General features: G+C 64.5%; 20 protein-coding genes. 13 read left to right on the top strand and 7 right to left on the bottom strand.

Annotation, left to right across the window (positions count from 1 at the left end):
- Nucleotides 1-86 precede the first annotated feature (86 nt).
- The 5 genes from MU856_RS03740 (at nucleotide 87) to MU856_RS03720 (ending at nucleotide 8,492) form a co-directional block, all read left to right on the top strand.
- Nucleotides 87-2,168 carry an alpha/beta hydrolase family protein gene (locus MU856_RS03740; RefSeq protein ID WP_062902150.1) on the top strand — a complete coding sequence of 694 codons (2,082 nt, stop codon included), beginning with the start codon at nucleotides 87-89 and terminating at the stop codon, nucleotides 2,166-2,168.
- 163 nt (nucleotides 2,169-2,331) lie between these two features.
- Entirely contained in the window at nucleotides 2,332-5,037 is a 2,706-nt protein-coding gene (locus MU856_RS03735; RefSeq protein ID WP_062902149.1) for a valine--tRNA ligase, read from the top strand.
- The gene (locus MU856_RS03730) at nucleotides 5,034-6,491 is read left to right on the top strand and encodes an MATE family efflux transporter (protein WP_238929657.1); all 1,458 of its coding nucleotides are present in this window, start codon (nucleotides 5,034-5,036) and stop codon (nucleotides 6,489-6,491) included. The genes MU856_RS03735 and MU856_RS03730 overlap by 4 nt, the downstream gene beginning before the upstream one ends.
- Nucleotides 6,492-6,589: 98 nt before the next feature.
- Nucleotides 6,590-7,756 carry a sensor histidine kinase gene (locus MU856_RS03725; protein WP_231737217.1) on the top strand — a complete coding sequence of 389 codons (1,167 nt, stop codon included), beginning with the start codon at nucleotides 6,590-6,592 and terminating at the stop codon, nucleotides 7,754-7,756.
- 1 nt (nucleotide 7,757) lies between these two features.
- Nucleotides 7,758-8,492 carry a LytR/AlgR family response regulator transcription factor gene (locus tag MU856_RS03720; protein WP_062902148.1) on the top strand — a complete coding sequence of 245 codons (735 nt, stop codon included), beginning with the start codon at nucleotides 7,758-7,760 and terminating at the stop codon, nucleotides 8,490-8,492.
- Nucleotides 8,493-8,508: 16 nt separating this feature from the next.
- On the opposite strand, the gene MU856_RS03715 is transcribed toward MU856_RS03720, so the two are convergent.
- From MU856_RS03715 to MU856_RS03705, 3 genes are all read right to left on the bottom strand, one after another.
- Nucleotides 8,509-8,880 (bottom strand): UrcA family protein, encoded by a 372-nt coding sequence (locus tag MU856_RS03715; RefSeq protein ID WP_082819927.1) that lies wholly within the window; start codon nucleotides 8,878-8,880, stop codon nucleotides 8,509-8,511.
- A gap of 270 nt (nucleotides 8,881-9,150) precedes the next feature.
- Nucleotides 9,151-9,534, bottom strand: coding sequence for a hypothetical protein (locus MU856_RS03710; RefSeq protein WP_062770740.1), 384 nt, complete (start codon nucleotides 9,532-9,534; stop codon nucleotides 9,151-9,153).
- Nucleotides 9,535-9,640: 106 nt separating this feature from the next.
- Entirely contained in the window at nucleotides 9,641-11,716 is a 2,076-nt protein-coding gene (locus MU856_RS03705; RefSeq protein ID WP_263588396.1) for a M13 family metallopeptidase, read from the bottom strand.
- A gap of 234 nt (nucleotides 11,717-11,950) precedes the next feature.
- On the opposite strand from MU856_RS03705, the gene uvrA reads away from it, so the two are divergent.
- Nucleotides 11,951-14,842, top strand: a complete 2,892-nt coding sequence (uvrA, locus tag MU856_RS03700; protein ID WP_263588395.1) for an excinuclease ABC subunit UvrA — start codon at nucleotides 11,951-11,953, stop codon at nucleotides 14,840-14,842.
- Nucleotides 14,843-15,051: 209 nt separating this feature from the next.
- On the opposite strand, the gene MU856_RS03695 is transcribed toward uvrA, so the two are convergent.
- A complete protein-coding gene (locus MU856_RS03695) occupies nucleotides 15,052-15,603 on the bottom strand; it encodes a hypothetical protein (RefSeq protein WP_062902144.1) in 552 nt (183 codons plus the stop codon).
- Between the two features lie 155 nt (nucleotides 15,604-15,758).
- Entirely contained in the window at nucleotides 15,759-16,091 is a 333-nt protein-coding gene (locus MU856_RS03690; protein ID WP_263588394.1) for a putative quinol monooxygenase, read from the bottom strand.
- 309 nt (nucleotides 16,092-16,400) lie between these two features.
- Here MU856_RS03690 and MU856_RS03685 point away from each other — a divergent pair, with 309 nt between their 5' ends.
- The 6 genes from MU856_RS03685 to phoB all read left to right on the top strand — a co-directional run bounded on the left by MU856_RS03685 (nucleotide 16,401) and on the right by phoB (nucleotide 22,603).
- Entirely contained in the window at nucleotides 16,401-17,462 is a 1,062-nt protein-coding gene (locus tag MU856_RS03685; RefSeq protein ID WP_062902142.1) for a substrate-binding domain-containing protein, read from the top strand.
- Between the two features lie 262 nt (nucleotides 17,463-17,724).
- Nucleotides 17,725-19,101, top strand: a complete 1,377-nt coding sequence (gene pstC / locus MU856_RS03680) for a phosphate ABC transporter permease subunit PstC (protein WP_062902141.1) — start codon at nucleotides 17,725-17,727, stop codon at nucleotides 19,099-19,101.
- Nucleotides 19,094-20,350: a phosphate ABC transporter permease PstA gene (pstA, locus tag MU856_RS03675; RefSeq protein ID WP_058812039.1), complete on the top strand. Its 1,257-nt coding sequence runs from the start codon at nucleotides 19,094-19,096 to the stop codon at nucleotides 20,348-20,350. The genes pstC and pstA overlap by 8 nt, the downstream gene beginning before the upstream one ends.
- A 17-nt stretch (nucleotides 20,351-20,367) precedes the next feature.
- The gene (pstB, locus tag MU856_RS03670; RefSeq protein ID WP_058812153.1) at nucleotides 20,368-21,150 is read left to right on the top strand and encodes a phosphate ABC transporter ATP-binding protein PstB; all 783 of its coding nucleotides are present in this window, start codon (nucleotides 20,368-20,370) and stop codon (nucleotides 21,148-21,150) included.
- 41 nt (nucleotides 21,151-21,191) lie between these two features.
- On the top strand, nucleotides 21,192-21,905 hold the full coding sequence (gene phoU, locus MU856_RS03665; RefSeq protein ID WP_003039083.1) for a phosphate signaling complex protein PhoU: 714 nt from the start codon (nucleotides 21,192-21,194) through the stop codon (nucleotides 21,903-21,905).
- Nucleotides 21,905-22,603 carry a phosphate regulon transcriptional regulator PhoB gene (gene phoB, locus MU856_RS03660; protein ID WP_003039086.1) on the top strand — a complete coding sequence of 233 codons (699 nt, stop codon included), beginning with the start codon at nucleotides 21,905-21,907 and terminating at the stop codon, nucleotides 22,601-22,603. The genes phoU and phoB overlap by 1 nt, the downstream gene beginning before the upstream one ends.
- A gap of 226 nt (nucleotides 22,604-22,829) precedes the next feature.
- Here phoB and MU856_RS03655 read toward each other — a convergent pair whose 3' ends face one another.
- Nucleotides 22,830-23,159 (bottom strand): hypothetical protein, encoded by a 330-nt coding sequence (locus tag MU856_RS03655; RefSeq protein ID WP_202988262.1) that lies wholly within the window; start codon nucleotides 23,157-23,159, stop codon nucleotides 22,830-22,832.
- A 69-nt stretch (nucleotides 23,160-23,228) separates the two neighbouring features.
- On the bottom strand, nucleotides 23,229-24,614 hold the full coding sequence (locus tag MU856_RS03650) for an OprO/OprP family phosphate-selective porin (protein WP_263588393.1): 1,386 nt from the start codon (nucleotides 24,612-24,614) through the stop codon (nucleotides 23,229-23,231).
- A 218-nt stretch (nucleotides 24,615-24,832) separates the two neighbouring features.
- Here MU856_RS03650 and MU856_RS03645 point away from each other — a divergent pair, with 218 nt between their 5' ends.
- Nucleotides 24,833-25,735 (top strand): SDR family oxidoreductase, encoded by a 903-nt coding sequence (locus MU856_RS03645; protein ID WP_003039091.1) that lies wholly within the window; start codon nucleotides 24,833-24,835, stop codon nucleotides 25,733-25,735.
- The last annotated feature ends 53 nt before the right edge of the window (nucleotides 25,736-25,788 follow it).

The raw sequence follows: 25,788 nt of genomic DNA, 5'->3' as shown, positions 1-25,788 counted from the left end.
CCTTGATCATCATGAGGATTTTATTGCAGATATTGAAACCCGCCTTCGGGGCTTGAACCTTCCCGCCGCAGCGCTACACCGACGGCATGCGTAACATTCTCGTCCCTAGCGCGCTCGCGCTCGCCGCCGCCCTTTGCACGCCCGCTCTCGCCCGGCCGATGACCGAGGTCGATCTTGCGACGCTCAGCCGCGTCGCTGCGCCCACGGCTTCGCCCGACGGGCGGTGGGTCGTGTTCCAGATGACCGAGACAGCGCCCGAAACCTACAAGCGCTCGACCGGGCTCTGGCTCGTCGATCGCAAGGCCAAGGACGCCGAGCCCGCACGAATCGCCGATACCCCCGGCAAGAATGAATCGTCGCCCGCATTTGCGCCCGACGGCAGCCTTTATTTCCTCTCGAACGCCTCGGGCAGCGATCAGATCTGGCGGATAAATCCTAGCGCAGGCAGCGCCGCGACGCAGGTTACCGATACCAAGGCCGATGTCGCGGGCTTCAAGATTTCGCCCGATGGCGCGCGCCTGCTCGCATGGGGCGACATCCCGATGGAGTGCGCCGATTTCGGCTGCGATGCGAAGGACGTAAAGGACAAGGGCGCGCTCGTCGGCCCCGGCAGCGGGCGGCTCTACAAGGACGGCACCGGCTTCGTCCGTCACTGGGACACATGGGAAACCCCCGGCACCCACAGCCGCCCCTTCGTTTTCAATCTGGCGGACGGCAAGGCGAGCGCGGCGCGGCCGGTCGCGGCCGGACTGGTCGGCGACACGCCGTCGAAACCCTTTGGCGGCGGCGAAGAGCTTGCCTGGGGCGCCGACAGCCGCACCGTCTATTTCACGCTGCGCAAGGCCGATCGCCACGAGCCGACCTCGACCAACCTCGACATCTATAGCTGGCTGGTCGACAGCCGCATGATGCCGGTCAATCTGACCGAGGCGAACCAGGCGACCGACACCCTGCCCACCCCGTCGCCCGACGGCAAATGGCTGGCCTATGTCGCGATGGCGCGGCCGGGCTATGAGGCTGACCGGCAGGTGCTGATGCTCCGCAACCTCGATAGCGGCGAGACGAAGAAGCTGACCGATGCGTGGGATCGCTCGGTCGCCTCGATCGCTTGGGCGCCCGACGGCAAAGCGCTCTACGTCACCGCCGACGATGTCCTCGATCACCCGGTGTTCCGCGTCGACGCGGCGACCGGCAAGGTCGAACGGCTGAAGGCGTCGAACGAAGCCTTCGACGGCAATATCGGCGACGTCAGCGTGCTGCCCGGCGGCGCGCTGCTCTATGCGCGCAACACCGCCCTAGCCCCCACCGACGTCTATGTCCGCGATGCCAAGGGCAAGGTGACGCAGCTCACCGCGGTCAACGCCGACCGCATGGCCGAATTCGACCCGGTGCGGCTCGATCGCATGCAGTTCGCCGGCGCCAATGGCGACAAGGTGTGGGGGATGATCCTGAAGCCCGCGAACGCCGCCGCCGCGAAGCTGCCGGTCGCCTTCATCGTCCATGGCGGTCCGCAGGGCAGCTTCGGCAACAGCTGGTCGACGCGCTGGAACCCCCGCCTGTTCGCGCAGCAGGGCTATGGCGTCGTCACCGTCGATTTCCACGGATCAACGGGTTACGGGCAGGCTTTCACCGACAGCATCAACAAGGATTGGGGCGGCAAGCCGCTCGAAGATCTGAAGCTCGGCCTCGCGGCGGCGGGCAAGCAGGATGCACAGCTCGACATCGCCAACGCGTGCGCGCTCGGCGCGTCCTATGGCGGCTATATGATGAACTGGATCGCCGGCCAGTGGACCGACGGCTTCAAATGCCTCGTCCAGCACGACGGCGTCTTCGACGCGCGTGCGATGGCGTATGAAACCGAGGAATTGTGGTTCGACGAATGGGAGCATGGCGGCCCCTATTTCAAGGTTCCCGAAGAATATGAAAAATGGAACCCGGTGAACCATGTCGACAAATGGAAAACCCCGATGCTGGTGATCACCAGCGAGAAGGATTTCCGCATCCCCTACACGCAGGGCCTCGCCGCCTTCACCGCGCTTCAGCGCCGCGGCGTTCCGTCGCAGCTGCTCGTCTTTCCGGACGAAAACCATTGGGTGCTGAAGGGCGCGAACAGCGTCCAGTGGCACCAGACCGTGTTTAATTGGTTGGACAGCTATCTGAAGAAATAGGCAAGACCGCGTGCTCCCGCGAAGGCGGGAGCCCATCACCGGCCGGTGCAAGTTGGAACCGGCAGAAGATGGGTCCCCGCCTTCGCGGGGACACGCGATGGCTTGCAGCAAATGCGTGTCCCCCCTTGCCGCTGCGCCCCCCGACTGGCAAAGGCGCCCGGCTATGCCGATGGAAAAAACCTTCGATCCCGCCGCTATCGAGGCGAAATGGTCCCACGAATGGGAAAGCCGCGGGCTCTATCGCCCCGCGCGTCCCGACGCGACACCCTTCACGATCGTCAACCCGCCGCCGAACGTCACCGGCGCGCTGCATATCGGCCATGCGCTCGACAACACGCTGCAGGACGTGCTCGTCCGTTATGAGCGGCTGCGCGGCAAGGATGTGCTGTGGGTCGTCGGCATGGACCATGCCGGCATCGCGACGCAGATGGTGGTTGAACGCCAGATGGAAGCGCGGCAGGACAAGCGCACCAACTACAGCCGCGAGGACTTCGTCGAAAAGGTTTGGCAGTGGAAGGCCGAAAGCGGCGGCCAGATCACTGGCCAGCTCCGCCGCCTCGGCTGCTCGATGGACTGGTCGCGCGAGCAGTTCACGATGGACCCGCACTTCACCCGCGCCGTGGTCAAGGTGTTCGTCGACCTGCACAAAAAGGGTCTGATCTACCGCGACAAGCGGCTGGTGAACTGGGACCCCAAGCTCAAGACCGCGATCAGCGACCTCGAGGTCGAAACGCACGAGGTTCAGGGCGGCTTCTGGCACTTCAAATATCCGCTTGCCGACGGCGTGACGCTTGACGATGGGCGCGATTATATCGAGGTCGCGACGACACGCCCCGAAACGATGCTCGCCGACATGGCGGTCGCGGTGCATCCCGATGACGCGCGCTACAAGAGCGTGATCGGCAAGGACATCCTCCAGCCGATCACCGGCCGCCGTTTCAAAATCGTCGCCGACGAACATGCCGACCCCGAACTGGGTTCGGGCGCGGTGAAGATCACGCCGGGGCATGATTTCAACGACTTCGAGGTCGGCAAGCGCGCGGGGTTCAAGCCCGGCGAAATGCTCAACATGTTCGATGGCGATGCGAACGTCATCCAGACGGCCGACGGCCTGATCCCGGACGAATATCTCGGCCTCCACCGCTTCAAGCGCGATGGCGTAGACGGCGCGCGCGAACTGGTCGTGGCGCGGATGAAGGAAGCCGGCTTCCTGATCCCGCACGTCGACAAGGACGGCAACGAACATGACGCCGAGCCGCGCACGATCCAGACCCCCTTCGGCGACCGCGGCGGCGTGGTAATCGAGCCGTGGCTGACCGACCAATGGTATGTCGACGCCGAAACGCTGGCGCAGCCGCCGATGCAGGCGGTTCGCGACGGCCGCATCAACATCGTGCCCAAGACGTGGGAAAAGACCTTCTTTAACTGGATGGAGAATATCCAGCCATGGTGCGTCTCGCGCCAACTCTGGTGGGGACACCGGATACCGGCTTGGTATGCCGAGGATGGCCGCATCTTCGTTGCCGAGACCGAAGAGGAAGCGCAGGCACAGGCTGGCACAGACGTCGCTCTGACCCGAGACGAGGACGTCCTCGACACCTGGTTCTCCTCCGCGCTCTGGCCCTTCGCGACGCTCGGCTGGCCTGAAAACACCGAGCTTTTAAAGCGCCACTACCCCAACGACGTCCTCATCTCGGGCTTCGACATCCTCTTCTTCTGGGATGCGCGCATGGCGATGCAGGGCATGGAGTTCATGGGCGACGTGCCGTGGAAGACGCTCTATCTCCACGGCCTCGTCCGCGCGCCCGACGGCGCGAAGATGTCGAAGTCGAAGGGCAATGTCGTCGACCCGCTCGGTCTCATCGACCAGTATGGGGCCGACGCGCTGCGCTTCTTCATGGCGGCGATGGAAAGCCAGGGCCGCGACATCAAGATGGATGACGCGCGCCTCGCGGGCTATCGCAACTTCGCGACCAAGCTGTGGAACGCCGCGCGCTTCTGCGAAGCCAATGGCATTTCGGCCTCGACCAGCTTCGAAGCCCCCGCCGCAACGCTGCCGGTCAACCGCTGGATCATCGGCGAGGTCGCCGCGACCGTCGCGGCGATGGAGAGCGCCTTCGCCGCCTATCGCTTCGACGAGGCCGCGAACGCGATCTACAGCTTTGCCTGGGACCGTTTCTGCGACTGGTATCTGGAACTGATCAAGCCTGTCTCGAGCGAAGTCGAGAGAGGCGCGATCGACGGCGAGACAAAGGCCGTTGCCGGCTGGGTGCTCGACCAGATTCTCGTCATGCTCCACCCCTTCATGCCCTTCATCACCGAAGAGCTGTGGACGGGTCTCGGCGACCGCGCCGACTATCCGCTGATCACCGCCAAATGGCCCGCTCCGGCGGCCGAGAAAGACGCCGGCGCCAGCGCCGACATCGACTGGCTGATCAAGCTCGTCAGCGAGCTGCGGACCGCCAAGGCCGAGCTCGGCCTGCCGCCGGGCGCGCGCCTGACCGCGCATTTTCCGGCATCGCTCAAGGGCCGTACCGACAAGCTATCGGCGCAGCTCGACCGCCTCGCGCGGCTCGAAGCGATCAGCTTCGATCCCGCTCCGGCTGGTGCCTCGGCACAGCTCGTCGTCGAGGGCGAGACGATCACCGTCCCGCTCGAAGGCGTGATCGACATCGCCGCCGAGCGCGAGCGGCTGACCAAGGCGCTCGCCGCCGCGGCCAAGGAACGCGACAGCCTCGCGGGTCGGCTGAACAACCCCTCGTTCGTCGAACGCGCCAAGCCCGAAGCGGTCGACAAGGCGCGCGCCGACCATGCCGCCAAGGAGGCCGAGGCCGACCGCCTGACCGCCGCGCTGGCGCGGCTGGGGTGAGCGAAGACGCGTCCGTTACGCCGGTAGCCGCCGCTGCCGATCCCGCCGCCGCGCCGGTTCCGCCGCGCCAGACCGCGCGCGGCGCCGGACGCATGAACCTGACCGAAGGGCCGATCGCGAAGACGCTGATCCTCTTCGCCTTGCCGACGCTCGCATCAAACGTGCTGCAGACGCTGTCGGGGTCGATCAATTCGGTGTGGGTCGGCCAGTTCCTCGGCGGCAGCGCGCTCGCCGCGACCGCCAATGCGAACATCATCATGTTCCTGATGTTCGCGACCTTCTTCGGCTTCGGAATGGCCGCGACGGTGCTGATCGGCCAGGCGATCGGGCGCGGCGATACCGACGCGGCACGCCGCGCCACCGGTGCCGTCGTCGGCCTCGCGCTGATCTTCTCGCTCGTCATCGCCATCGTCGGCTGGTTCGCCTCGACCACCATCCTGCATTGGCTCAAGACCCCGCCAGAAGCCTTTGACCTTGCACATGATTATCTGCGCGTGACCTTCATCGCGATCCCGGCGAGCATGCTGGCGGTGACGCTGATGATGGCGTCGCGCGGTGCCGGCGACGCGGTGACGCCGCTCCGCTTCATGCTGTTGTCGGTCGTTCTCGACATCGCGCTCAACCCACTGCTGATCCTCGGCATCGCCCCCTTCCCGCGCCTCGGCATCGCGGGCAGCGCGCTCGCGACGGCGATTGCCGGGACGATCAGCCTGATCGCGATGCTCGGCTGGTTCTATGCCCGCGACCATGTGCTGCGGCTGCGCGGACCCGAGCTCAAATACCTCCTCCCCAATATGGAGGAACTGCGCTTCATCATCGGCAAGGGGCTGCCGATGGGCGCGCAGATGCTCGTCATTTCGGGCGCCGGGCTGGTGATGGTCGGGCTGGTCAATCGCGAAGGGCTCGTCACCGCCGCGGCCTATGGCGCGACGCTGCAATTGTGGAACTATGTCCAGATGCCCGCGCTCGCGGTCGGCGCGGCGGTCAGCGCCATGGTCGCGCAGAATATCGGCGCTGCAAAGTGGAACCGCGTCACCACGATCACCAACGGCGGCATCGCCATCAACCTGATGATGACCGGGGTGCTGATCGCGCTGCTGTTGCTTTTCGACCGCGCTGCGCTCGCCCTTTTCCTCGGCGGCGATACCGCGGCAATCGATGCCGCGCGCCATATCCAGTTGCTCGCGACCTGGACCTTCCTGCCCTTCGGCACGACGATCGTGCTGATCGGAACGCTCCGCGCCAACGGATCGGTCGTGCCACCGCTCGTCATCCTGTTCCTGTCGATGTTCCCGATCCGCCTCGGCATCTATTATCTGGGTTACCCGGCGCTCGGCGGCGATGCGATCTGGTGGAGCTTTCCGCTCTCCTCGTTCGCGTCGCTGACGATGGCGTGGATCGTCTATCGCCGCGGCAACTGGCGCCGCACGCTGCCGCAACCCCGCGTCGCCTGACCGGCCGCGTTTCGACCAAAAGGCGCGCGGCTTCGACTGACGCAGCGCGCGCACCTAGTTTTTTGCGCCATATTCGCGCAAAAGCGACGGCAATGAACATGACCATCCGCAAAGAGACGCTGCGCGACCAGCGTGCGCACATGCTGGCCGCATCGCCGGGCTGGCGCGCGTCGGACGCCCGCGTCAATCCCCGCGTCGCGATCGGTTCGATCATCGCGATGTGGCTGATCTATTTCCTGATCACGACCGGGCTGGCCTTGCTGGCCGGGGCCGCCGAGCAATGGGGTGCGATCGGCCGCCGCGCGATCGTCGTCATCGCCGGTATCCTGTGCACCTTCACCCTCTATCAGCTGATCCAGCGGGTTCAGCCGAAAAGCTTTGGCGCGCGGCTTGCCGTCGCGATGGGCGCCGCTGTGCCGCTTGTCGTCATTTACGCGAGCATCAATCTGCTCGTCTTCTTCTACTGGTTTCCATCAGGCGATACCCAGAAGATCATCGAAGAGGTGCAGTCCAAATTCCCCATTGCCTGGGAAACGGTGCTGATCCTCGACAGCTCGATCCGCTGGTATTTCTTCTTCGCGGTATGGGCAGCGCTCTATGTCGCCTTCGGCTATGCCAACGAAATGCGCGCGGTCGAGCGCCGCGCCAACAGCTACCGGGTCGAGGCGCAGGCGGCGCAGCTGCGCGCGCTCCACTATCAGGTGAACCCGCACTTCCTGTTCAACACGCTCAATTCGCTGTCGACGCTCGTCATGCGCGGATCGCAGGCGGAGGCCGAGACGATGATCATGAATCTGTCGTCCTTCCTGCGATCGAGCCTCGCGATCGATCCCGAACAGCTCGTCAGCCTCGACGAGGAAATGGCGCTCCAGCGCCTTTATCTCCAGATCGAGCAGGCGCGCTTTCCCGACCGCCTGCAGGTCGAGGTGACGATGCCGAAAGCGCTGGAGAATGCGCGCGTTCCCGTGCTGATCCTGCAACCGATCATCGAAAATGCGATCAAATATGGCGTTGCTCCCAGCAAGGGAAGGATTGCGATCCGCCTGTCGGCGAGCAGCGAATATGGGCTGCTCGTGATCCGGATCGAAAATGACATCGACCCCGCCGCACCGACCCCCGAATCGGGCACCGGCCTCGGGCTCGGCAACGTCCGCGAACGGCTGATCACACGCTACGGCCCGGTGGCAGGCTGCGAATGGGGACGGTCGGACAGCGGCGGCTTCGCGGTATCGCTGTGGCTGCCGATCGCGGGCGAAGGACACTGACATGCTGCAGACGCTGCGCACCCTGATCGTCGATGACGAGCCGCTGGCGATCGAACGGCTTCAGATTCTGGCGGGGCAGCAGGACGGGGTTTCGCTCGTCGGTACCGCCAGCGACGGCGCATCGGCGCTGCGCATGGTCGAGGCGCTCGCGCCCGATCTGTTGCTTTGCGATATCGCCATGCCCGACCTCGACGGGCTGGAGGTGGCGACCGCGCTCGAAAAGCTCGATTGTCCGCCAGCCATCGTCTTCGTCACGGCGTTCGATCGCTATGCTGTCGCAGCCTTCGACGTCGCCGCAGTCGATTATCTGCTCAAGCCGGTATCACCCGATCGCCTCGCCAAAGCCCTCGCGCGCGTTCGCGAATGGCGCAGCGCCGGGCGAGCCGCCCCGCCGAAGAGCCGGTGGATCAACGAATTCTGGGTCCAGAACCGCGGCGAAATGCTGCGCATCGATGCGGCGCAAGTCGATCTGATCGAGGCCGAACGCGACTATATGCGCCTCTATGTCGGCAGCCGCAGCTGGCTAATTCATCAGACGATCAAATCATTGGAAGAGCGGATGAACCCCGATCAGTTCATGCGCATTCACCGGTCCAAAATGGTCCGGCGCGACGGCATCGTCGGCCTCAAGCATCATGGCGACGGCGCGTGGAGTGTGGACCTGGGCGAAGGCGGCCAACACCGGATCGGTCGCACTTACCTGCACGACGTAAAGGCGATCATGCACGGCGCATGACCGCCTCTACCGCCGGTTAGCGGACGGCAACCTCCGCCGGACGTTCAAGTGCCAATTTCATATCGCTGCCACCGAACAACGCCGCCATCTGCGGTTCGGCGCTGCGACGCGCATGGACAATGCAGTCGCGTTCCTGCGCCCGCTGAGACAGCGTCGCTCGGGGATCGGTACGACACATGCCGCGAATGGCGATGCGTACGCGCGTTTCCAGCCGAGCGCGGCCCTTGACGCTGCTCAGATTGAGATCGCCGTACGGCACGATGACCGTCGGCGCATCATCGGTATCCGCGACGCGCGCCTCGGCGGCAGTCGCGACCGGGGCGGCGGCGCCTGCCGACAATGCAGCGGCGCCTGTCATGAGCAAATATTTGGCAATACGGTGTGACATGGGAGAGTCCTCTCATCCGTTATGGGATGCGGGACACGCTGCGCCGTAACCGGGGAAGTCTGGTCGCCTCGCATCCCGCAACCCACGGAATGCGCCAATTTTTCGCGCCATTCATACGCGCTTCGATCAGCCCCAGCGACGAGTCGATTGAAAGATGAAGCGCCTACAAAGGGCGACCAACGGACGAACGGAAGCGCGCCAATAAAAAGGGGCCCCGACCTGTCGTCGGAGCCCCTTTAATCTCACGGGATCGCGTGCCGATTGGCAGCACTATTCCTTGGGCTGCGGCTTGGCACAGCGGCTGGTGTCGCCCGCCTTGCATGCCGCGACATCGGCTTCCCATTTTTGGCGTTCTTCGGCGGCCATCGCCGCGACGCGAGCCTTTTCCGCTTCATAAGCGGCGGTTTCGTCGGCATATTTCGCCTGCGCAGCGGCCGCCTGCTCGGCGATCGCAGCCTTTTGCTGCTCATATTGCGAAACGCTCTGCTGATAGCGCGCGGTTTCGGCATCGGCCTTCGCGAGCTGCTCGGCATTCAGCTTCGCGGTATCCGCGCGTTCCTGAGCGGTCGTGCCGTCTGGCAGCTTCTGAGCCATCGCCGGCGCGGAACTCATCAGCGCCGCGACGACCGCGGCGGCAAAAATCGATCTGGTCATCAAGAAATCTCCTTAAACCGAGCTCCCTGCCCGTCCAACGCTTTGCCGCAAGTTGCGTTCCGCGACCAGCGGCATTGCGCGGAGGGGATAAAAGGGCGCCGCCGGTTTACCAAATGCGCGTGCGATCCTCGGGCTTCAGATAATATTTGGTCCCCGGCGCGACGTTGAACGCCTTGTACCAGGCATCGACGTTGCGCAGCGGACCGATGATGCGCCAGCGCGCCGGGCTGTGCGGGTCGCTCGCTACCTGCTGCTTGGTCGCATCCTCGCGCGCCTTGTCACGCCACGCCTGCGCAAAGGCGAGGAAGAAGCGCTGATCGCCGGTCAGCCCGTCGATCACTGGCGCTTCCTTGCCGTTCAGCGACCGGTGATAGGCGTCATAGGCGACCTCGAGCCCCGCAAGGTCGGCGAGATTCTCGCCCATCGTCAGATCGGGGTTGATGAACGCACCCGGCGCCGCCTCATAGGTCGCATATTGCGCGCCGAAGCCCTTGGCCTGCGCATCGAAGCGCGCGGCATCTTCCTTGGTCCACCAGTCGCGCACGGCGCCGCTCGCATCGATCTTGCGCCCCTGATCGTCGAAACCATGAGTGATTTCATGGCCGATCACGGCGCCGATCGCGCCATAGTTGACCGCATCGTCGACCGTCTCGCTGAAATAGGGCGCCTGCAGAATACCGGCCGGGAAAACGATCTTGTTTTCAAGCCCGCCGTTGTAGGCGTTCACTTCCTGCGCGTTCATCGACCATTTCTTGCGGTCGACCGGCTTGTCCAGGTCGGCGAGCTGATAGGCATATTCGAACGCCGCGCTGCGCTTCACATTGCCGTAGAGGTCGGCGGGATCGATCTTGAGCCCCGAATAGTCGCGCCACTTGTCGGGGTAGCCGACCATCACGTCCATCTTGTCCAGCTTGGCGAGCGCGGCTTCCTTGGTGGCGGGCGCCATCCAGCTGTTGCCGCGGATGCGGTCGCCCATCGCCAGCTTCAGATTGGCGACGAGCGTTTCCATCTTCGCCTTGGCACTCGGCGGGAAATATTGCTTCGCATATTCCTCGCCAACCAGCTCGCCCAGGCTGCTATCGACAAGGCGCAGCCCGCGCTTCCAGCGCGGCCGCATCTCGGTCACGCCGCTCAGCGCCTTCGAGAATTCGAAGCGGCTGTCGACCCAGTCGTCGGACAGATAATTGGCCGCATTGTCGGCGACATGGAATTCCTGCCACAGCTTCAGCGTGTCGAGCGGCGTCTTGCCATAGAGCGCTGCGATGTCGCGGATCGCGGTATTTTCGTTGACGATGATGCGCTTCTGCGCCGGAATGTCGGCGCCCGCGAACCAGGCGCTCCAGTCGAGCCCGGGCGCATAGGCGGCCAGCGCCTCCGACGACATCGGGTTGTTGATCTTGCCCAGATCGCGGCGCTCGGCGATCGCCCAGCTCACCTTGGCGATCTCGGTCTCGAACGCCAGCACCGCATCGGCGGCCTTTTCGGGATCGGGGTTACCGATCATCTTCATCGTCCGCGCGATATAGGCGCGATAGGCCTCACGCTGCGGCTTGAAGCTCTCGTTCAGATAATAATCGCGGTCGGGAAGCCCGATCCCGCCCTGCCCGAGCCACAGCACGTTGACCGTCGGCGTGTCGGGATCGGCATAGGGGCCGCCGCCCACGATCGAGGCGCCGAAGCTTCCCTGCGACGCGCCCATGAAGCGCGCCATTTCGCTCTTGTCCTTGATCGCCGCGACGGCAGCGATGTCGGCCATCAGCGGCTTGGTGCCCAATTGTGCGACGCGCTTTTCGTCCATGAAGCTTTGATAAAGCCCGCCGACCTGACTGGTCGCGGGTGCGCCGATGACGAGCTGGCGGAGCTGACGCTGCGTCAGATTATAGACAGCGTAATCGACGCCGGCCGATGCCTGATCGGCCGGAATTTCGGTGCGCGCGAACCATGCGCCATTGGCATATTTGTCGAAATCGTCGCCCGGCTTTACTGACGTGTCGCGCGCGCCCAGATCGACGCCCCAGCTTCCGAAGGTCAGCGGCTTGAGCGACCCGTCTTCGGCGCCGGCCGCAGCATCGGTCGCAGCGACCAAGGAAGCGTCGGCGCCAGCATTGCGGGCCAGAACAGGTGCTGCGATCAGCGCGGCGGCGATAGCGACGGCAGCGGTGCCGCCCAAAAACATCTTCATTCCCCAGTCTCCTACCCCCGCGCACGGTTCAAGGGCCGATCCGCCGCAGGCCATGGCGACTTGTCCGCCCGCGCCAATCGCAGGTCAAGCAAGATGCAGGCCGCTGGTCGAACGCACTCGTTCGTTGGTGGAATCGCCGCCCCGTTGCGCGCAAAGCAGCCGCTTCCTATCTAGGCGTTCGAGCGAGCGGCGCCCTCTTGCGCGGCCGGAACAAATCTGGAACATACCCTCCCCATGAGTCTCACCCATATTTCGGTGCGCGGCGCGCGCGAGCATAATCTGAAGGGCGTCGACGTCGATCTGCCGCGCGATGCGCTGATCGTCATCACCGGCCTGTCGGGCAGCGGCAAGTCGAGCCTCGCCTTCGACACCATCTATGCCGAGGGTCAGCGGCGCTATGTCGAGAGCCTGTCGGCCTATGCGCGCCAGTTCCTGGAAATGATGCAGAAGCCCGACGTCGAACATATCGACGGGCTGTCGCCGGCGATCAGCATCGAACAGAAGACGACGAGCCGTAACCCGCGCTCGACGGTGGCCACCGTCACGGAAATCTATGACTATATGCGCCTGCTGTGGGCGCGTGTCGGCATTCCCTATTCGCCCGCAACGGGCGAGCCGATCTCGGCGCAGACGGTCAGCCAGATGGTCGATCGGGTGATGGACCTGCCCGAGGGCACGCGCGCCTATCTGCTCGCGCCCGTCGTGCGCGGGCGCAAGGGCGAATATAAGAAGGAACTCGCGCAGTGGCAGAAGGACGGCTTCACCCGCGTCCGCATCGACGGCGAGTTTTACGAGATCGAGGACGCCCCGGCGCTCGACAAGAAATACAAGCATGACATCGAGGTCGTGGTCGATCGCATCGTCGTACGCGAGGGGATCGCGACGCGGCTTGCCGACAGTTTCGAGACGGCGCTGAAACTCGCCGAAGGGCTCGCCTATGTCGACCTTGCCGACGGCGACGTTCCGGGGCGCGACGGCGAAGTCGGCGGCGCCATGAAAGGCGCCGGCATCCCGGCCAACCGCATCATCTTTTCCGAGAAATTTTCCTGCCCCGTTTCGGGCTTCACGATCGCCGAGATCGAACCGCGGCTGTTCAGCTTCAACGCGCCGCAGGGCGCCTGTCCCGCATGCGACGGGCTCGGCGAACGGCTGGAATTCGACCCCGAACTCGTCGTTCCCAACCATGCGCTCAGCCTGAAAAAAGGCGCCGTCGTGCCGTGGGCGAAATCGAACCCGCCCTCGCCCTATTATATGCAGGTGCTTGAAAGCCTGGGCAAAGCCTATGGATTCGGCCTCGACACGCCGTGGCAGGATCTGCCCGGCGAGGTGCAGCTCATTATTCTTTATGGCAGCGGCGGCAAACCGGTCGAGCTGACCTTCAAGGACGGCCGGCGCACCTATACGACGCACAAGGCGTTCGAGGGCGTGATCGGCAACCTCAACCGCCGGATGCTCCAGACCGAAAGCGCGTGGATGCGCGAGGAACTGGGCAAATATCAGACCGCACAGCCATGCGAGACGTGCCACGGCGCGCGCCTGCGTCCCGAACCGCTCGCGGTAAAGATCGCGGGCGAGGACATCAGCATGTCCGCGCAGCGCTCGGTCGCCGACGCGCTAGCCTGGTTCAGCACGCTCGACGAGAAGCTCAATGATCAGCAGCGCCAGATCGCCAAGGCGATCCTGAAAGAGATCAACGAGCGGCTCGGCTTCCTCAACAATGTCGGGCTCGATTATCTTAACCTCAACCGCACCAGCGGCACGCTGAGCGGCGGCGAAAGCCAGCGCATCCGTCTTGCGTCACAAATCGGTAGCGGCCTCTCCGGCGTGCTTTACGTCCTCGACGAACCGAGCATCGGCCTGCACCAGCGCGACAACGACCGGCTGCTCGCGACACTGAAGCGCCTCCGCGACCTCGGCAACACGGTCATCGTCGTCGAACATGACGAGGATGCGATCCGCCACGCCGATTATGTCGTCGACATGGGCCCCGGCGCGGGCGTCCACGGCGGCGAGATCGTCGCCGAAGGCACGCTGAAACAGGTGCTGGCGAACAAGAAGAGCCTGACCGCGGCCTACCTCACCGGCGCGAAGAAGATCGAAGTGCCGACGCACCGCCGCCCCGGTAACGGCTTCGACCTGGTGCTGAAGGGCGCACGCGCCAACAACCTCCAGAATGTCACCGCGACGATCCCGCTCGGCACCTTCACCTGCGTCACCGGCCTGTCGGGCAGCGGCAAGTCGAGCCTCGTCATCGACACCCTCTATGCCAGCGCGGCGCGGACGCTCAACGGCGCGCGGCTCGTCGCCGGGCCGCACGACAGCCTGACCGGCCTTGAGCATTGCGACAAGGTGATCGATATCGACCAGTCGCCGATCGGCCGCACCCCGCGCTCGAACCCCGCGACGTACACCGGCGCCTTCACGACGATCCGCGACTGGTTCGCGGGGCTGCCCGAGGCGCAGGCGCGCGGTTACAAGCCCGGCCGCTTCAGCTTCAACGTCAAGGGCGGGCGCTGCGAAACCTGCACCGGCGACGGCCTCATCAAGATCGAGATGCACTTCCTTCCCGACGTCTATGTTACGTGCGAGACGTGCCACGGCAAACGCTACAATCGCGAAACGCTCGAGGTGAAATTCAAGGGGATGAGCATCGCCGACGTGCTCGACATGACGGTCGAGGATGCGGCGGAGTTCTTCAAGGCGGTGCCCGCGATCCGCGACAAGATGGAGATGCTCGTCCGCGTCGGTCTCGGTTATATCAAGGTCGGGCAGCAGGCGACGACCTTGTCGGGCGGCGAGGCGCAGCGGGTGAAGCTCGCCAAGGAACTCTCGCGCCGCTCGACCGGACAGACGCTCTACATCCTCGACGAACCGACGACCGGCCTCCATTTCGAGGATGTGCGCAAGCTGCTCGAAGTGCTGCAGGCGCTCGTCGATCAGGGCAACAGCGTGGTGGTGATCGAACATAATCTCGACGTCATCAAGACCGCCGACTGGATCGTCGACCTCGGCCCGGAAGGCGGGGTCAAGGGCGGCGAGATCGTCGCGGCGGGCACCCCCGAACAGGTGGTGAAGGAACCGCGCAGCTTCACGGGGCAGTATCTGGCGCCGTTGCTGGAGAGATAGGGCGCGGCCCCCTCTCCTGTCATCCAGGATCAGGTCTGGGCCGACGAACGCGGGGCAAGCCCGCATCGATATTGTGATCCCCGGCGAAAGCCGGGGCCCAGATGACGTGTCGCACCCTGTCATGGCCCCGACTTTCGCCGGGGAACACTTGCCCACCTGTCCCAAGGCCATGACCGCCGAGCATGTCCGGGGTGATGATTTTTAAAGGATCAATGCCACACCGCCGACAGCGGATAGAGCGCGAGGAGCCAGATCAGGCAGGCGACGACGATACGGCGGTCCTTTGCCGCGATCGCGAGCGCGGCGACGGGGAAGAAGGACCATGCGAGGATGAAGGCACGCAACGAGCCCGCCCTGGGGAGTCCGACAAAGGCCCAGGTGACGGCGACCAGCGCGATATTGGCCAGCAAGACGCCGCCGATCACCAGCCGCCGCTGTTTGTCGAAATGGGCGTTGAGGTCGTCCCACGCCTCCGGATCGTCGGGAAAGACCAGGCTCGCCGCGACGAAATAGACCGCGGTGACGACGAAGCCGCCGAACAGGATCGGCCAGTTCAGCGGCAACAGCTCGCGCAGATTCCATCCGAACATCCAGAAGGTCACCACGTCGCACGACACGAACAGGCCGAGCAGCGCGGTCGGCCAGCCGATGCGGACGCGGTGGCTGGCTTTGAGCGCGCGCGCCAGCCCGCCGAGCCCCTCGGCCAGCGCGAGGCCCAGGATCAGGCCGAAAAAGGAAAAGCTGAATTCGAACCCCGTCATATGCCCCCGGCCTGATCTCTCCCCGCCCGCATGCGGGAGGGGCTGCGAGATTTGCGAACCCGTTCGCTAGTCGCAGCGGGGTGGGCAATCAACATCGGATGCGCGCACCGGCGCGCGGCCCACCCCCAACCCCTCCCGCAAGCGGGAGGGGAGATTTACCCCATCAGCTTCGCCGTAATATCCTCGGCGGCATAAATGCGGATCGCGGGCGGTTGCGGCGAGAGGGCGCGCATGTCGGCGACGAAGGCGCGCGAGGCGGGCAGCGCGAAATGGGCGCGCACCGCATCGACGCTCTCCCACTCCTCGACGAACGTCAGACATTCATAAGCCGAGCCATCCCCAGCCTGTCGAGGCACGGCATCGATATGGCAATGTTGCGCCAGACACCCCGGCTCGCCCCGCGATCGCGCACTATGCTCGGCGCCGAACGCAATCATGCGCTCGCCATGCTCGGGGGTCAGGATGACGTGGCCGGTGATGAGGATCATGTTACCTTTCCTGCCATACAGAAATGACCTATCTCTAGTTGTCCAGGCCGTGTTGACAAAAGGGACTCCCAAACGCGCGTTTGGGAATCCCTTTTGTCGACACGGCCTAGATCTCAGAAAGGCGAAACAAAGACACCGTATACCGCACTGCACAATGCGATACTCGTGATCGAGAATGCATAGCCATCCATGACACTTCCATGACACTCCCTGTCACAAACGCGTCACACAAAACCCCCAAATGGCCCTCAGCGAGTCGCCGCGGGGGTGGCGGCTTGGTTCGGTAACGACCCCCGACAGGATCATTTCATGGTGAAGAAATTTGCCCGCACCACCGGCCTGCTCGCCTGCGCCGCGACCGCCGCGCTGGCGCTTTCGGCGTGTCAGGATCAGGCCTCCTCGGGCGGCGCCGCGCGCGATTATATCAGCGCCGTCGGCTCCTCGACCGTCTATCCCTTTGCCACTGCGGTCGGCGAAAAATTCGCCGAAGCGACGGGCAACAAGACGCCGAAGATCGATTCGACCGGCACCGGCGGCGGCTTCGAACGCTTTTGCCAGGGTGTCGGCGGTGACACCCCCGACATCTCGAACGCCTCGCGCCGCATGAAGAAGAAGGAATTCGACACCTGCGTCAAGAATGGCGTCAAGGACATCGTCGAAATCCAGGTCGGCATCGACGGCATCGCGCTGGGCGAAGCGCAGCGCGGCCCCGGCTTCAAGCTGACCGAGGAAGATGTCTATAAGGCTTTGGCCGCCAACCCATATGGCAAGCCCAACACCGCCAAGACGTGGAAAGACGTCAACCCGGCGCTGCCCGCTGTCGGCATTTCGGTCTTCGGCCCGCCGTCGACCAGCGGCACCTATGACGCGTTCAAGGAACTGATCATGGGCAAGGGCTGTGACGCCGACCCCGCGATGAAGGCGCTGAAGGACAGCGACAAGGACAAGCATGAAGCGGTGTGCACCGGCCTGCGCGGCGCGCCCTTCTATGTCGAACAGGGCGAGAATGATAATCTGATCATCTCGAAGCTCGACAAGAACCCCGACAGCCTGGGCATCTTCGGCTTTTCGTACCTCGATGCGAACAAGGATAAGATCAAGGCGGTTCCGGTGCAGGGCGTCAGCCCGACCTATGACACGATCGCCGGCGGCAGCTATCCCGGCGCGCGCCCGCTGTTCATCTATATCAAGAAGGCGCATGTCGGCGTGATCCCCGGCCTGGCCGAATATGTCGCCGAATTCCTGAAGGGTGCGGCGAAGGACGGCTATCTGGCCGCCAAGGGCCTGGTGATCTCGCCCCCCGACGTGTCGGCGAAGGCCGCCGCCGCGGCGAAGGGCATGACGCCGCTCGACGGTTCGGAGCTTAAATAATCTCCCCCGCCGGCGGCCGGGACGCGGGGGGCCACATCCCCCTGCCCCGGCCGCCGCTTTTTGCGGGGATTTCGTCATTGCGAGCGAAGCGAAGCAATCTCCAGCCGGCGCACCGCCATGCCGATGGCGGGAGATTGCTTCGTCGCTTCGCTTCTCGCAATGACGCCATGTTCGATGACGGCGGAAATTATGACGCCGAGTCATCAAATTGCCACGCGCGGCCGCTTTGGGTTGCGGCGGGCCAGACGATAACGGGGACGATGTGACTTTCAACGCCGCCGCTTTATTGCTCCTGATCGCGGGGCTTGCGCTGATCGGCTGGCTGGCCGGCCGGGCGCGCTCGGCGCTGCTCGCCGGCCGCGCGGGCACCCGGCTGCATTCGCGGCCGCAATATCATGGCTGGTACGTCGCGCTGTGGCTGTTCGCCCCCGCCGCGATCTTCCTTGCCGTCTGGTCGAGCATGTCGCCGGCGCTGATCACCAATGCGGTGCTCGCCAGTCCCGAGGCGCAGAGCCTGCCAGCCTTCGGCTTCGAACGCGGCGCGATGCTGTCCGACGCACGCGCCGTCGCGCAGGGCAAGCAGGCCGCCGTGCGCATCGCCGAGGCGGCACCGCTCGTCAAACCCTATGCCGATGCGACGCACCGTTTTGCGTGGATCGGCATCGCGGCGATGCTCGCGCTGGCGCTCGCCGGCGGCCTTTACGCCTTCACGCGAATCAAGCCCAATTTCCGGGCGCGGACGCGGGTCGAGCGGATCGTAATGGCGCTGCTGCTCATCGCCTCGCTCGTCGCGATCCTGACGACCTTCGGCATCGTGCTCTCGCTGCTCTTCGAATCGATCCGCTTCTTCCGCCTCGTCCCCGCGACCGAGCTTTTGTTCGGCACCTATTGGAACCCGCAGAGCGGCTCGCCGCAGCCCGGCACCTTCGGCGGCATCCCGCTGTTCTGGGGCACGGTGCTGATCGGCGCGATCATCGCGATGATTGTCGCGATCCCGATCGGGATGATGACCGCGGTCTACCTCACCCAATATGCGGCGCCGACGGTGCGCAAATGGGTGAAGCCGTGCCTAGAGATCCTGGCGGGCGTGCCGACCGTCGTTTACGGCTATTTCGCGGCGTTGACCGTCGCGCCCGCGCTGCGCAATTTTGCGGTGATGCTGGGCGTGCCGAATGCGAGCACCGAAAGCGCGCTCGCCGCGGGTATCGTGATGGGGGTGATGATCATCCCCTTCGTCTCGTCGATGGCCGACGACAGCATCAACGCGGTGCCGCAGGCGATGCGCGACGGCAGCCTCGCGCTCGGCGCGACGCCGAACGAAACGATCCGCCAGGTGCTGATCCCCGCCGCGCTTCCGGGCGTGATGGGCGGCATCTTGCTCGCGGTCAGCCGCGCGATCGGCGAAACAATGATCGTGGTGATGGCCGCGGGCCTCTCCGCCAACCTCACCGCCAACCCCTTCGCCAGCGTCACCACAGTGACGGCGCAGATCGTCAAGCTGCTGACCGGCGACCAGGAGTTCGACAGCGCCAAGACGCTCGCGGCCTTCGCGCTCGGCCTCGTGCTGTTCATCGTCACGCTGCTGCTCAACATCGTCGCCCTGCGCATCGTCAAAAAGTATCGCGAAGCTTATGAATAGAGACACCGCCCCGACCGACTGGAAAGGCGCGGCGATGCAAAAGCGCATCGCGGGCCGCTACGCCGCCGAACGCCGGTTCAAGGCGATGGGGCTGGGCGCGGTGCTGCTGTCGGGCTTTTTCCTCGCCTTCCTGCTGTTCGTGATGGTCGGCAACGGCGCGCGGGGATTTACCTACACCCATGTCGCGGTGCCGATCGACTTCAAGGCGATGCCGCTGACGGTCGATAAGGCGCGATTGTCGGACGCCGACGCCGATCAGGTGATCGCCAACGCCGGGCTCGCCGACATCGTCGCCTTTGCCGCGGACGAGGCGCTGGGCAAGGACGGGTCGCAGCTGATCAGCGAAAATGCGTGGAAGGAAGTCCGCACCCGGATCAAGGCCGATCCCGAGCTGCTCGACGGCAAGTCGCTGTTCGAACTCCCCGCATCGAGCGCGGTCGACATCGCCGCCAAGGAAGGCGCGAAAGGCGCGCTGGGCGAACGGGTCGATGCGCTTGAAAAGGAAGGCAAGCTGTCGACGGGCTTTCACACGCCCTTCTTCAAAAATGCCGACGCGACCGATCCTGCCGTCGCGGGGATCTGGGGCGCGCTCAAGGGATCGTTGATGACGATCTTCATCGCCTTTCTGATCGCCTTTCCAACCGGCGTGCTCGCGGCGCTCTATCTGGAAGAATATGCGCCGAAGAACCGCTGGACCGACCTGATCGAAGTGTCGATCAACAATCTGGCCGCGGTGCCCTCGATCATCTTCGGCCTGCTCGCGCTCGCCGTGTTCATCAATTGGTTCGGCCTCTGCCAGGCCAGCCCGCTCGTCGGCGGGCTGACGCTGGCGCTGATGACGATGCCGGTGATCGTCATCGCCAGCCGCAACGCGATCAAGTCGGTGCCGCCGTCCATCCGCGACGCCGCATTGGGGGTCGGGGCCAGTCCCGTGCAGGTGGTGTTCCACCATGTCCTGCCGCTCGCCCTGCCCGGCATCCTGACCGGCACGATCATCGGCATGGCGCGCGCCCTGGGCGAGACGGCGCCGCTGCTGCTCGTCGGGATGCGCGCCTTCATCGGCGACGTTCCGGGCGGCCTCTGCTCGCCCTCGACGGTGCTGCCGATGCAGATTTTCCTCTGGTCGGACGAGGTCGATCGCGGCTTCGTCGAAAAGACGTCGGCGGCGATAATCGTGCTGCTGTTCGTGCTGCTGTCGATGAACGCCCTTGCCATCTATCTCCGTAACAAGTTCGAAAAACGCTGGTGAAAATGAGCTCCCTGACCATGACCAACGACGATCTGATCATCGCCGATCCCAAGATGCGCGCCGAGGGCGTCAATGTCTTCTACGGCGACAAGCAGGCGATCAAGGACGTGTCGATCGACGTCGGCACCGACCTAGTCACCGCCTTCATCGGCCCCTCGGGCTGCGGCAAGTCGACCTTTCTGCGGTCGCTCAACCGCATGAACGACACCGTCGCCAGCGCGCGCGTCACCGGCCGGATTGAACTCGATGGCGAGGACATCTACGCGCCGTCGATGGACGTTGTGCAGTTGCGCGCGCGCGTCGGCATGGTGTTCCAGAAGCCCAATCCCTTTCCCAAGTCGATCTATGACAATGTCGCCTATGGCTCGCGCATCCACGGGCTTGCCGCGAACAAGGCCGACCTCGACGTCATCGTCGAGCGCGCGCTGACCCGCGCCGGCCTGTGGGACGAGGTCAAGGACCGGCTGGGTGAAAGCGGCACCGCGCTGTCGGGCGGCCAGCAACAGCGCCTGTGCATCGCGCGGGCGATTGCGGTCGACCCCGAAGTCATCCTGATGGACGAGCCCTGCTCGGCGCTCGACCCGATCGCGACCGCCAAGATCGAGGAGCTGATCCACGAACTGCGCGGAAAATATGCTATCGTGATCGTCACGCACAACATGCAGCAGGCGGCCCGCGTGTCGCAGCGCACCGCCTTTTTCCACCTCGGGACGCTGGTCGAATACGGTAAGACGACCGACATCTTCACCAACCCGAAGCAGGAACGCACCAAGGATTATATCACCGGCCGCTACGGTTAAGGCGCGGGCGAAGAAGGACAGGAACGAGAACGATGGCAGTTGTGAACGATCATACGGTCAAGGCGTTCGACGAGGACATCAATCGCCTCCGCGGCCTGATCAGCGAAATGGGCGGGCGCGCCGAACAGGCGCTGCTCCAGGCCATGACCGCGCTCAGCAAGGGCGACCTCGCCCTCGCGGCGCAAGTGGTGGAGGGCGACAAGAAGATCGACGCTCTCGAAGCCGAAGTCGAACAGCTCACGGTGCAGACGATCGCGCTCCGCGCCCCGATGGCCGACGATCTGCGCGAGATGATCGCGGCGCTCAAGATCGTGTCGGTCGTCGAACGGATCGGCGACTATGCGAAGAATATCGCCAAGCGCGTTGCGCTGATGGACCAGACGCGATCGATCGAATCGATCCCGGTGCTGATGTCGATGTCGGCGATCGTCGCCGAGCTGATCCACGACGCGCTCGACAGCTTCGCTGCGCGCGACGCCGACCTCGCGGTGCGGGTCACGGTGCGCGACAAGAATGTCGACGATTTCTACAACAGCATCTTCCGCACGCTTGTCACCTTCATGATGGAAAATCCGAAATATATTACCGAGAGCGCGCATCTGCTGTTCGTCGCCAAGAATCTGGAACGCATGGGCGACCATGCGACCAACATCGCCGAGATGGTCTATTATGTCGTCACCGGTGAGCGGATGGAGGAGCGCGAACGCGGCGAAACGCCCGAAGACAGCGCGACGGCGGAGAAGGAGCAAGGCTGATGCCGCAGCCCGACCTGCTGCTGATCGAGGATGACGAGGCGATCGCCGAACTCATCGTCTGGCATTTCGCCCGCGAAGGTTTTTCGGTCCGCCAGACCCCCGACGGCGAGCAGGCGCTCGTCCTCGTCGAGGAACGCGTGCCCGACATCGTCCTGCTCGACTGGATGATCGAAAGCCTGCCGGGGATCGAGGTGTGCCGCCGCCTGCGCCGCAACCCGAAATCGGCGAATGTGCCGATCATCATGCTGACCGCGCGCGGCGAGGAAGAGGACCGCATCCGCGGCCTCGAAACCGGTGCCGATGATTATGTCACCAAACCGTTCAGCCCGCGCGAACTGGTGGCGCGCGTTTCCGCGGTGCTGCGCCGCCTGCGCCCGGCGCTGGCCGGCGAGATCCTGGCCTATGCCGACATCGAGCTCGATTCGGTGGCGCACAAGGTGGTCCGCGGCGGTCAGGTGGTCAGCATGGGGCCGACCGAATTTCGCCTGCTGCGCCACTTCATGGAGCATCCCGGCCGCGTCTTTTCGCGTGGACAATTGCTCGACAGCGTCTGGGGCCAGGACAGCGACATCGAACTGCGCACCGTCGACGTCCATATCCGGCGCCTGCGCAAGGCGATCAACCTGCCCGGCACCGCCGACATCATCCGGACCGTGCGATCCGCAGGCTATGCGCTCGACGCGGGGAAAAGCGTCTGATCGGGCAGAAGATTCGCTTGCGGGGCGGCTCTGTAATTGACGGCTTCCGACCGATGCTGTTGAAAAAGTCCGAAAGGGGTTTTGGCGAGCAATATTAGAATCAAGCTAGTTGCTTATGCGCATCGATCGTTCGCGCAGCCGAGACTTCATGAATCATTATTACTGTAATTCGACGGGCGCCGTGCGGCGGTCGACTTTTTCAACAGTATCGACCGGTTGCGGACATTCACGCGACGAGATCCAGTATCTCAAGTATGGTGCCCACCGCCACCAGCCTAGCGCCTTCTTGAATGCGCCACTGCCGACCGACGCTAATTTCGGGCTTAACAGTTGGATAAATCCGGAGTGTCATTTCTGTTTGGATGGTATCGTTAGGCGCTACTTGCTGGCCCTCAGGTAACTCGATGAAACCCATGCACATCTCGCGGTCGTCCGGGCCGAAGAAGTTGTGGTTAGGCCTGTAGCTGCCACCGCCCAACAGCGGTGAACTTCGACCGCCTTCTTCCATCGAAAGAAACTGAATGCTTGCTCGCAAGCGAACCCGATCCTCTGTCATTCGTGGATTCTGGCCGAGGATTACACAAGGCGCAAGGTCAGCTCCCCGCCCCAAAGCAGACTCCCCCAATCAGAAGTCGATCTGCGTCCGCAGGCCGAAGGCGTCGGCCGAATAGTTGCGGTCGCCGCTCGTGCTGCCGATCGCGGCATCGTCGTACATCAGATGGCCGTAATTGGCGGTCAGGCGCAGATAGGGGATCGGTGCCCACACAACCGCGACGCCCAGCGTGCGCTGGCGCCCTCCGGTGATCCCCGCATCGCTGAGGTCGAGATGGTCGTACCGGGCGTTGATCTCGATCGCGCCGGGGCCGCCCGCGGTGATCGGGCGCGACGGCACGAGCCGGTCGAAGCTGCCGTCTTTGTAACCGCGGCGATCGCCGCGCGTCAGCACATAGCCGACTTCGGCATAGCCGCCAAAGAAGGTCGGGTCGGCAAGGCCAGGGCGGCGCGAGGTCTGCCAGAAGCCTTCGCTGGCGACGTGGAAGGGGCCGGCGATCAATGCGCCCTCAAGCCCCAGTCCGCGCTCGCTCGTCGCGGTGAATGTGCCGGTGTCGACAAGCCGGCTGTTCGTCGTGTGGACAAAGGGCCGCGCGGCGTAACGCACCGCGCTCGGCCCGTCATTCGCCTTGCGCCAGTGCGCCGACGCCCCGAGGTGAAGCTGGGTATCGCCGAAGCGGGGCATCCACACCAACCGGCCGTCGACGCTCATACTATTGTCCGAATCGCTCAGCAGGTCGTTGGCATTGTCGCCGAACACCCCGCCCTGCACGAGCAGCGCTTTGCCCTTGTACTGGCCCGACAGGCCGACGCGCCGCTCGAAACCGAAGGCTTGGGTAAAGGCGGCGCGTTCGGCGAAGCTGGTGAAGAGATCGCTCGTCATTTCCTCGAGCGACCAGAAAGGTTTGATCTGCCCGGCGGTGATCGAGAGCGGGCCGGTGCCATAGGTCAGATAGACGTCGGTCAGTTCGACCGAGCTGTTCGCGACATCCGCCTCGACGCGGTAGCTGATTCCGCCCGGAATCTTGCCGTCGACGCCCAGATAGACGCGGCGGAATTCGGTCGCCAGGCCGCCATGCGTGTCGGTGACCCCCGGCGGCGCGTCGAGGCTGGCAAGATCGAGCTGGATGCGGCCGCGCGGCTTGAAGCTCCAGCCGTCGGCGGTCTTGATCTCGGGCGCGCCCTTCCACGCGATGTCGGCGCCGGGTTTCGCAGGGGCTCCCGCGGCCGTTGCCGGGGCAGGCGCAGGCGTTGCTGCGGTCGCCGTGCCCGATGGAACGGCGCCCGGCGCGGTCGCGGCATCGAGCCGGTCTTCGAGCGTCTGGACCTTGGCCTTGAGGGCAGCCAGTTCGGCGCGCAGCGCTGCGGCTTCCTCCGCACTCATCGCCTGCGCATGCGCGGTCGTGGGGATGCAGAACATCGTCGTCGCCAACAGGGCGGCGGTCAGGGTCGGACGCATGCAGAAGGCTCCATTGCGAAAAGGTGACGATCCGGTGGCGCTGTTATGACGATCAGATGACAGTCGCACGTCATTTCCGTTACATTTCGATGACAGTCGGCATTTTGTTGCATCCGCCAAAATTGCCCCTCCCCCCTTGTCTGCCCGCCGCGAGCGGTTAAGGACGTGCCAGTTTTCTTGGGCAACCTTTCGCGGGACGCCCCTCATGGGAGATCAGCATGACGATCAAATTTGACGGCCGCGTTGCCATTGTCACCGGCGCCGGCGGCGGCCTGGGCCGCGCCTATGCGCTCGAACTCGCCCGGCGCGGCGCAAAGGTCGTCGTCAACGACCTCGGCGGCGCGCGCGATGGCACCGGCCATTCGGACGCCGCACTGCAGGTCGTCGAGGAAATCCGCGCCGCGGGCGGCACCGCCATGTCGAACGGCGGCAGCGTCACCGAATATGAGCATATGGTCGAAATGGTGGCCAAGGCGAAAGAGGAATGGGGCGGCGTCCACATCCTGATCAACAACGCCGGGATCCTGCGCGACAAGAGCTTTGCCAAGATGACGATGGAGGATTTCAACCTCGTCGTGCAGGTCCATCTGCTCGGCAGCGCCAACGTCACCAAGGCGTGCTGGGATCTGATGCGCGACCAGGCCTATGGCCGCATCCTGATGACCGCTTCGTCGACCGGCCTCTACGGCAATTTCGGCCAGGCCAATTATGGCGCGGCGAAGCTCGGCCTTGCCGGTCTGACCAAGACGCTGCATCTCGAAGGCGCGAAATATAACATCCGCTGCAACACGATCGCGCCGGTCGCGGGCACGCGCATGACCGAAGACATTTTCCCGCCTGAACTGTTCGAAAAATTCACCCCCGAAAATGTCGCGCCGGCCGCGCTGTTCCTGGTGAGCGAAGATGCGCCGTCGAACATGATCGTCGGCGCGGGCGCAGGCGCCTATCACGCCGCCTATATCACGGCGACCCCGGGCGTCGCCCTGCCCGAAGACCAGCGCACGCCCGAAGGCGTCGCCGCCGCGTGGGACAAGATCATCGACCGTACCGGCGAAATCGTGCCCCAGTCGGGCAGCGAACAGTCGATGGTGGTGATGAAGGCCTTGCAGGCGCTCGGCTGAATGGTTGCTCCTCCCTGCCCCGCAGCGGTGGGGAGGTGGCAGCCCGCAGGGCT

Source organism: Sphingopyxis sp. GC21, assembly GCF_025727575.1.
GTDB lineage: Bacteria > Pseudomonadota > Alphaproteobacteria > Sphingomonadales > Sphingomonadaceae > Sphingopyxis > Sphingopyxis terrae_A.
The sequence above is the reverse complement of the archived record's forward strand: the minus strand, read 5'-3'. Positions and strand labels throughout refer to the sequence as shown.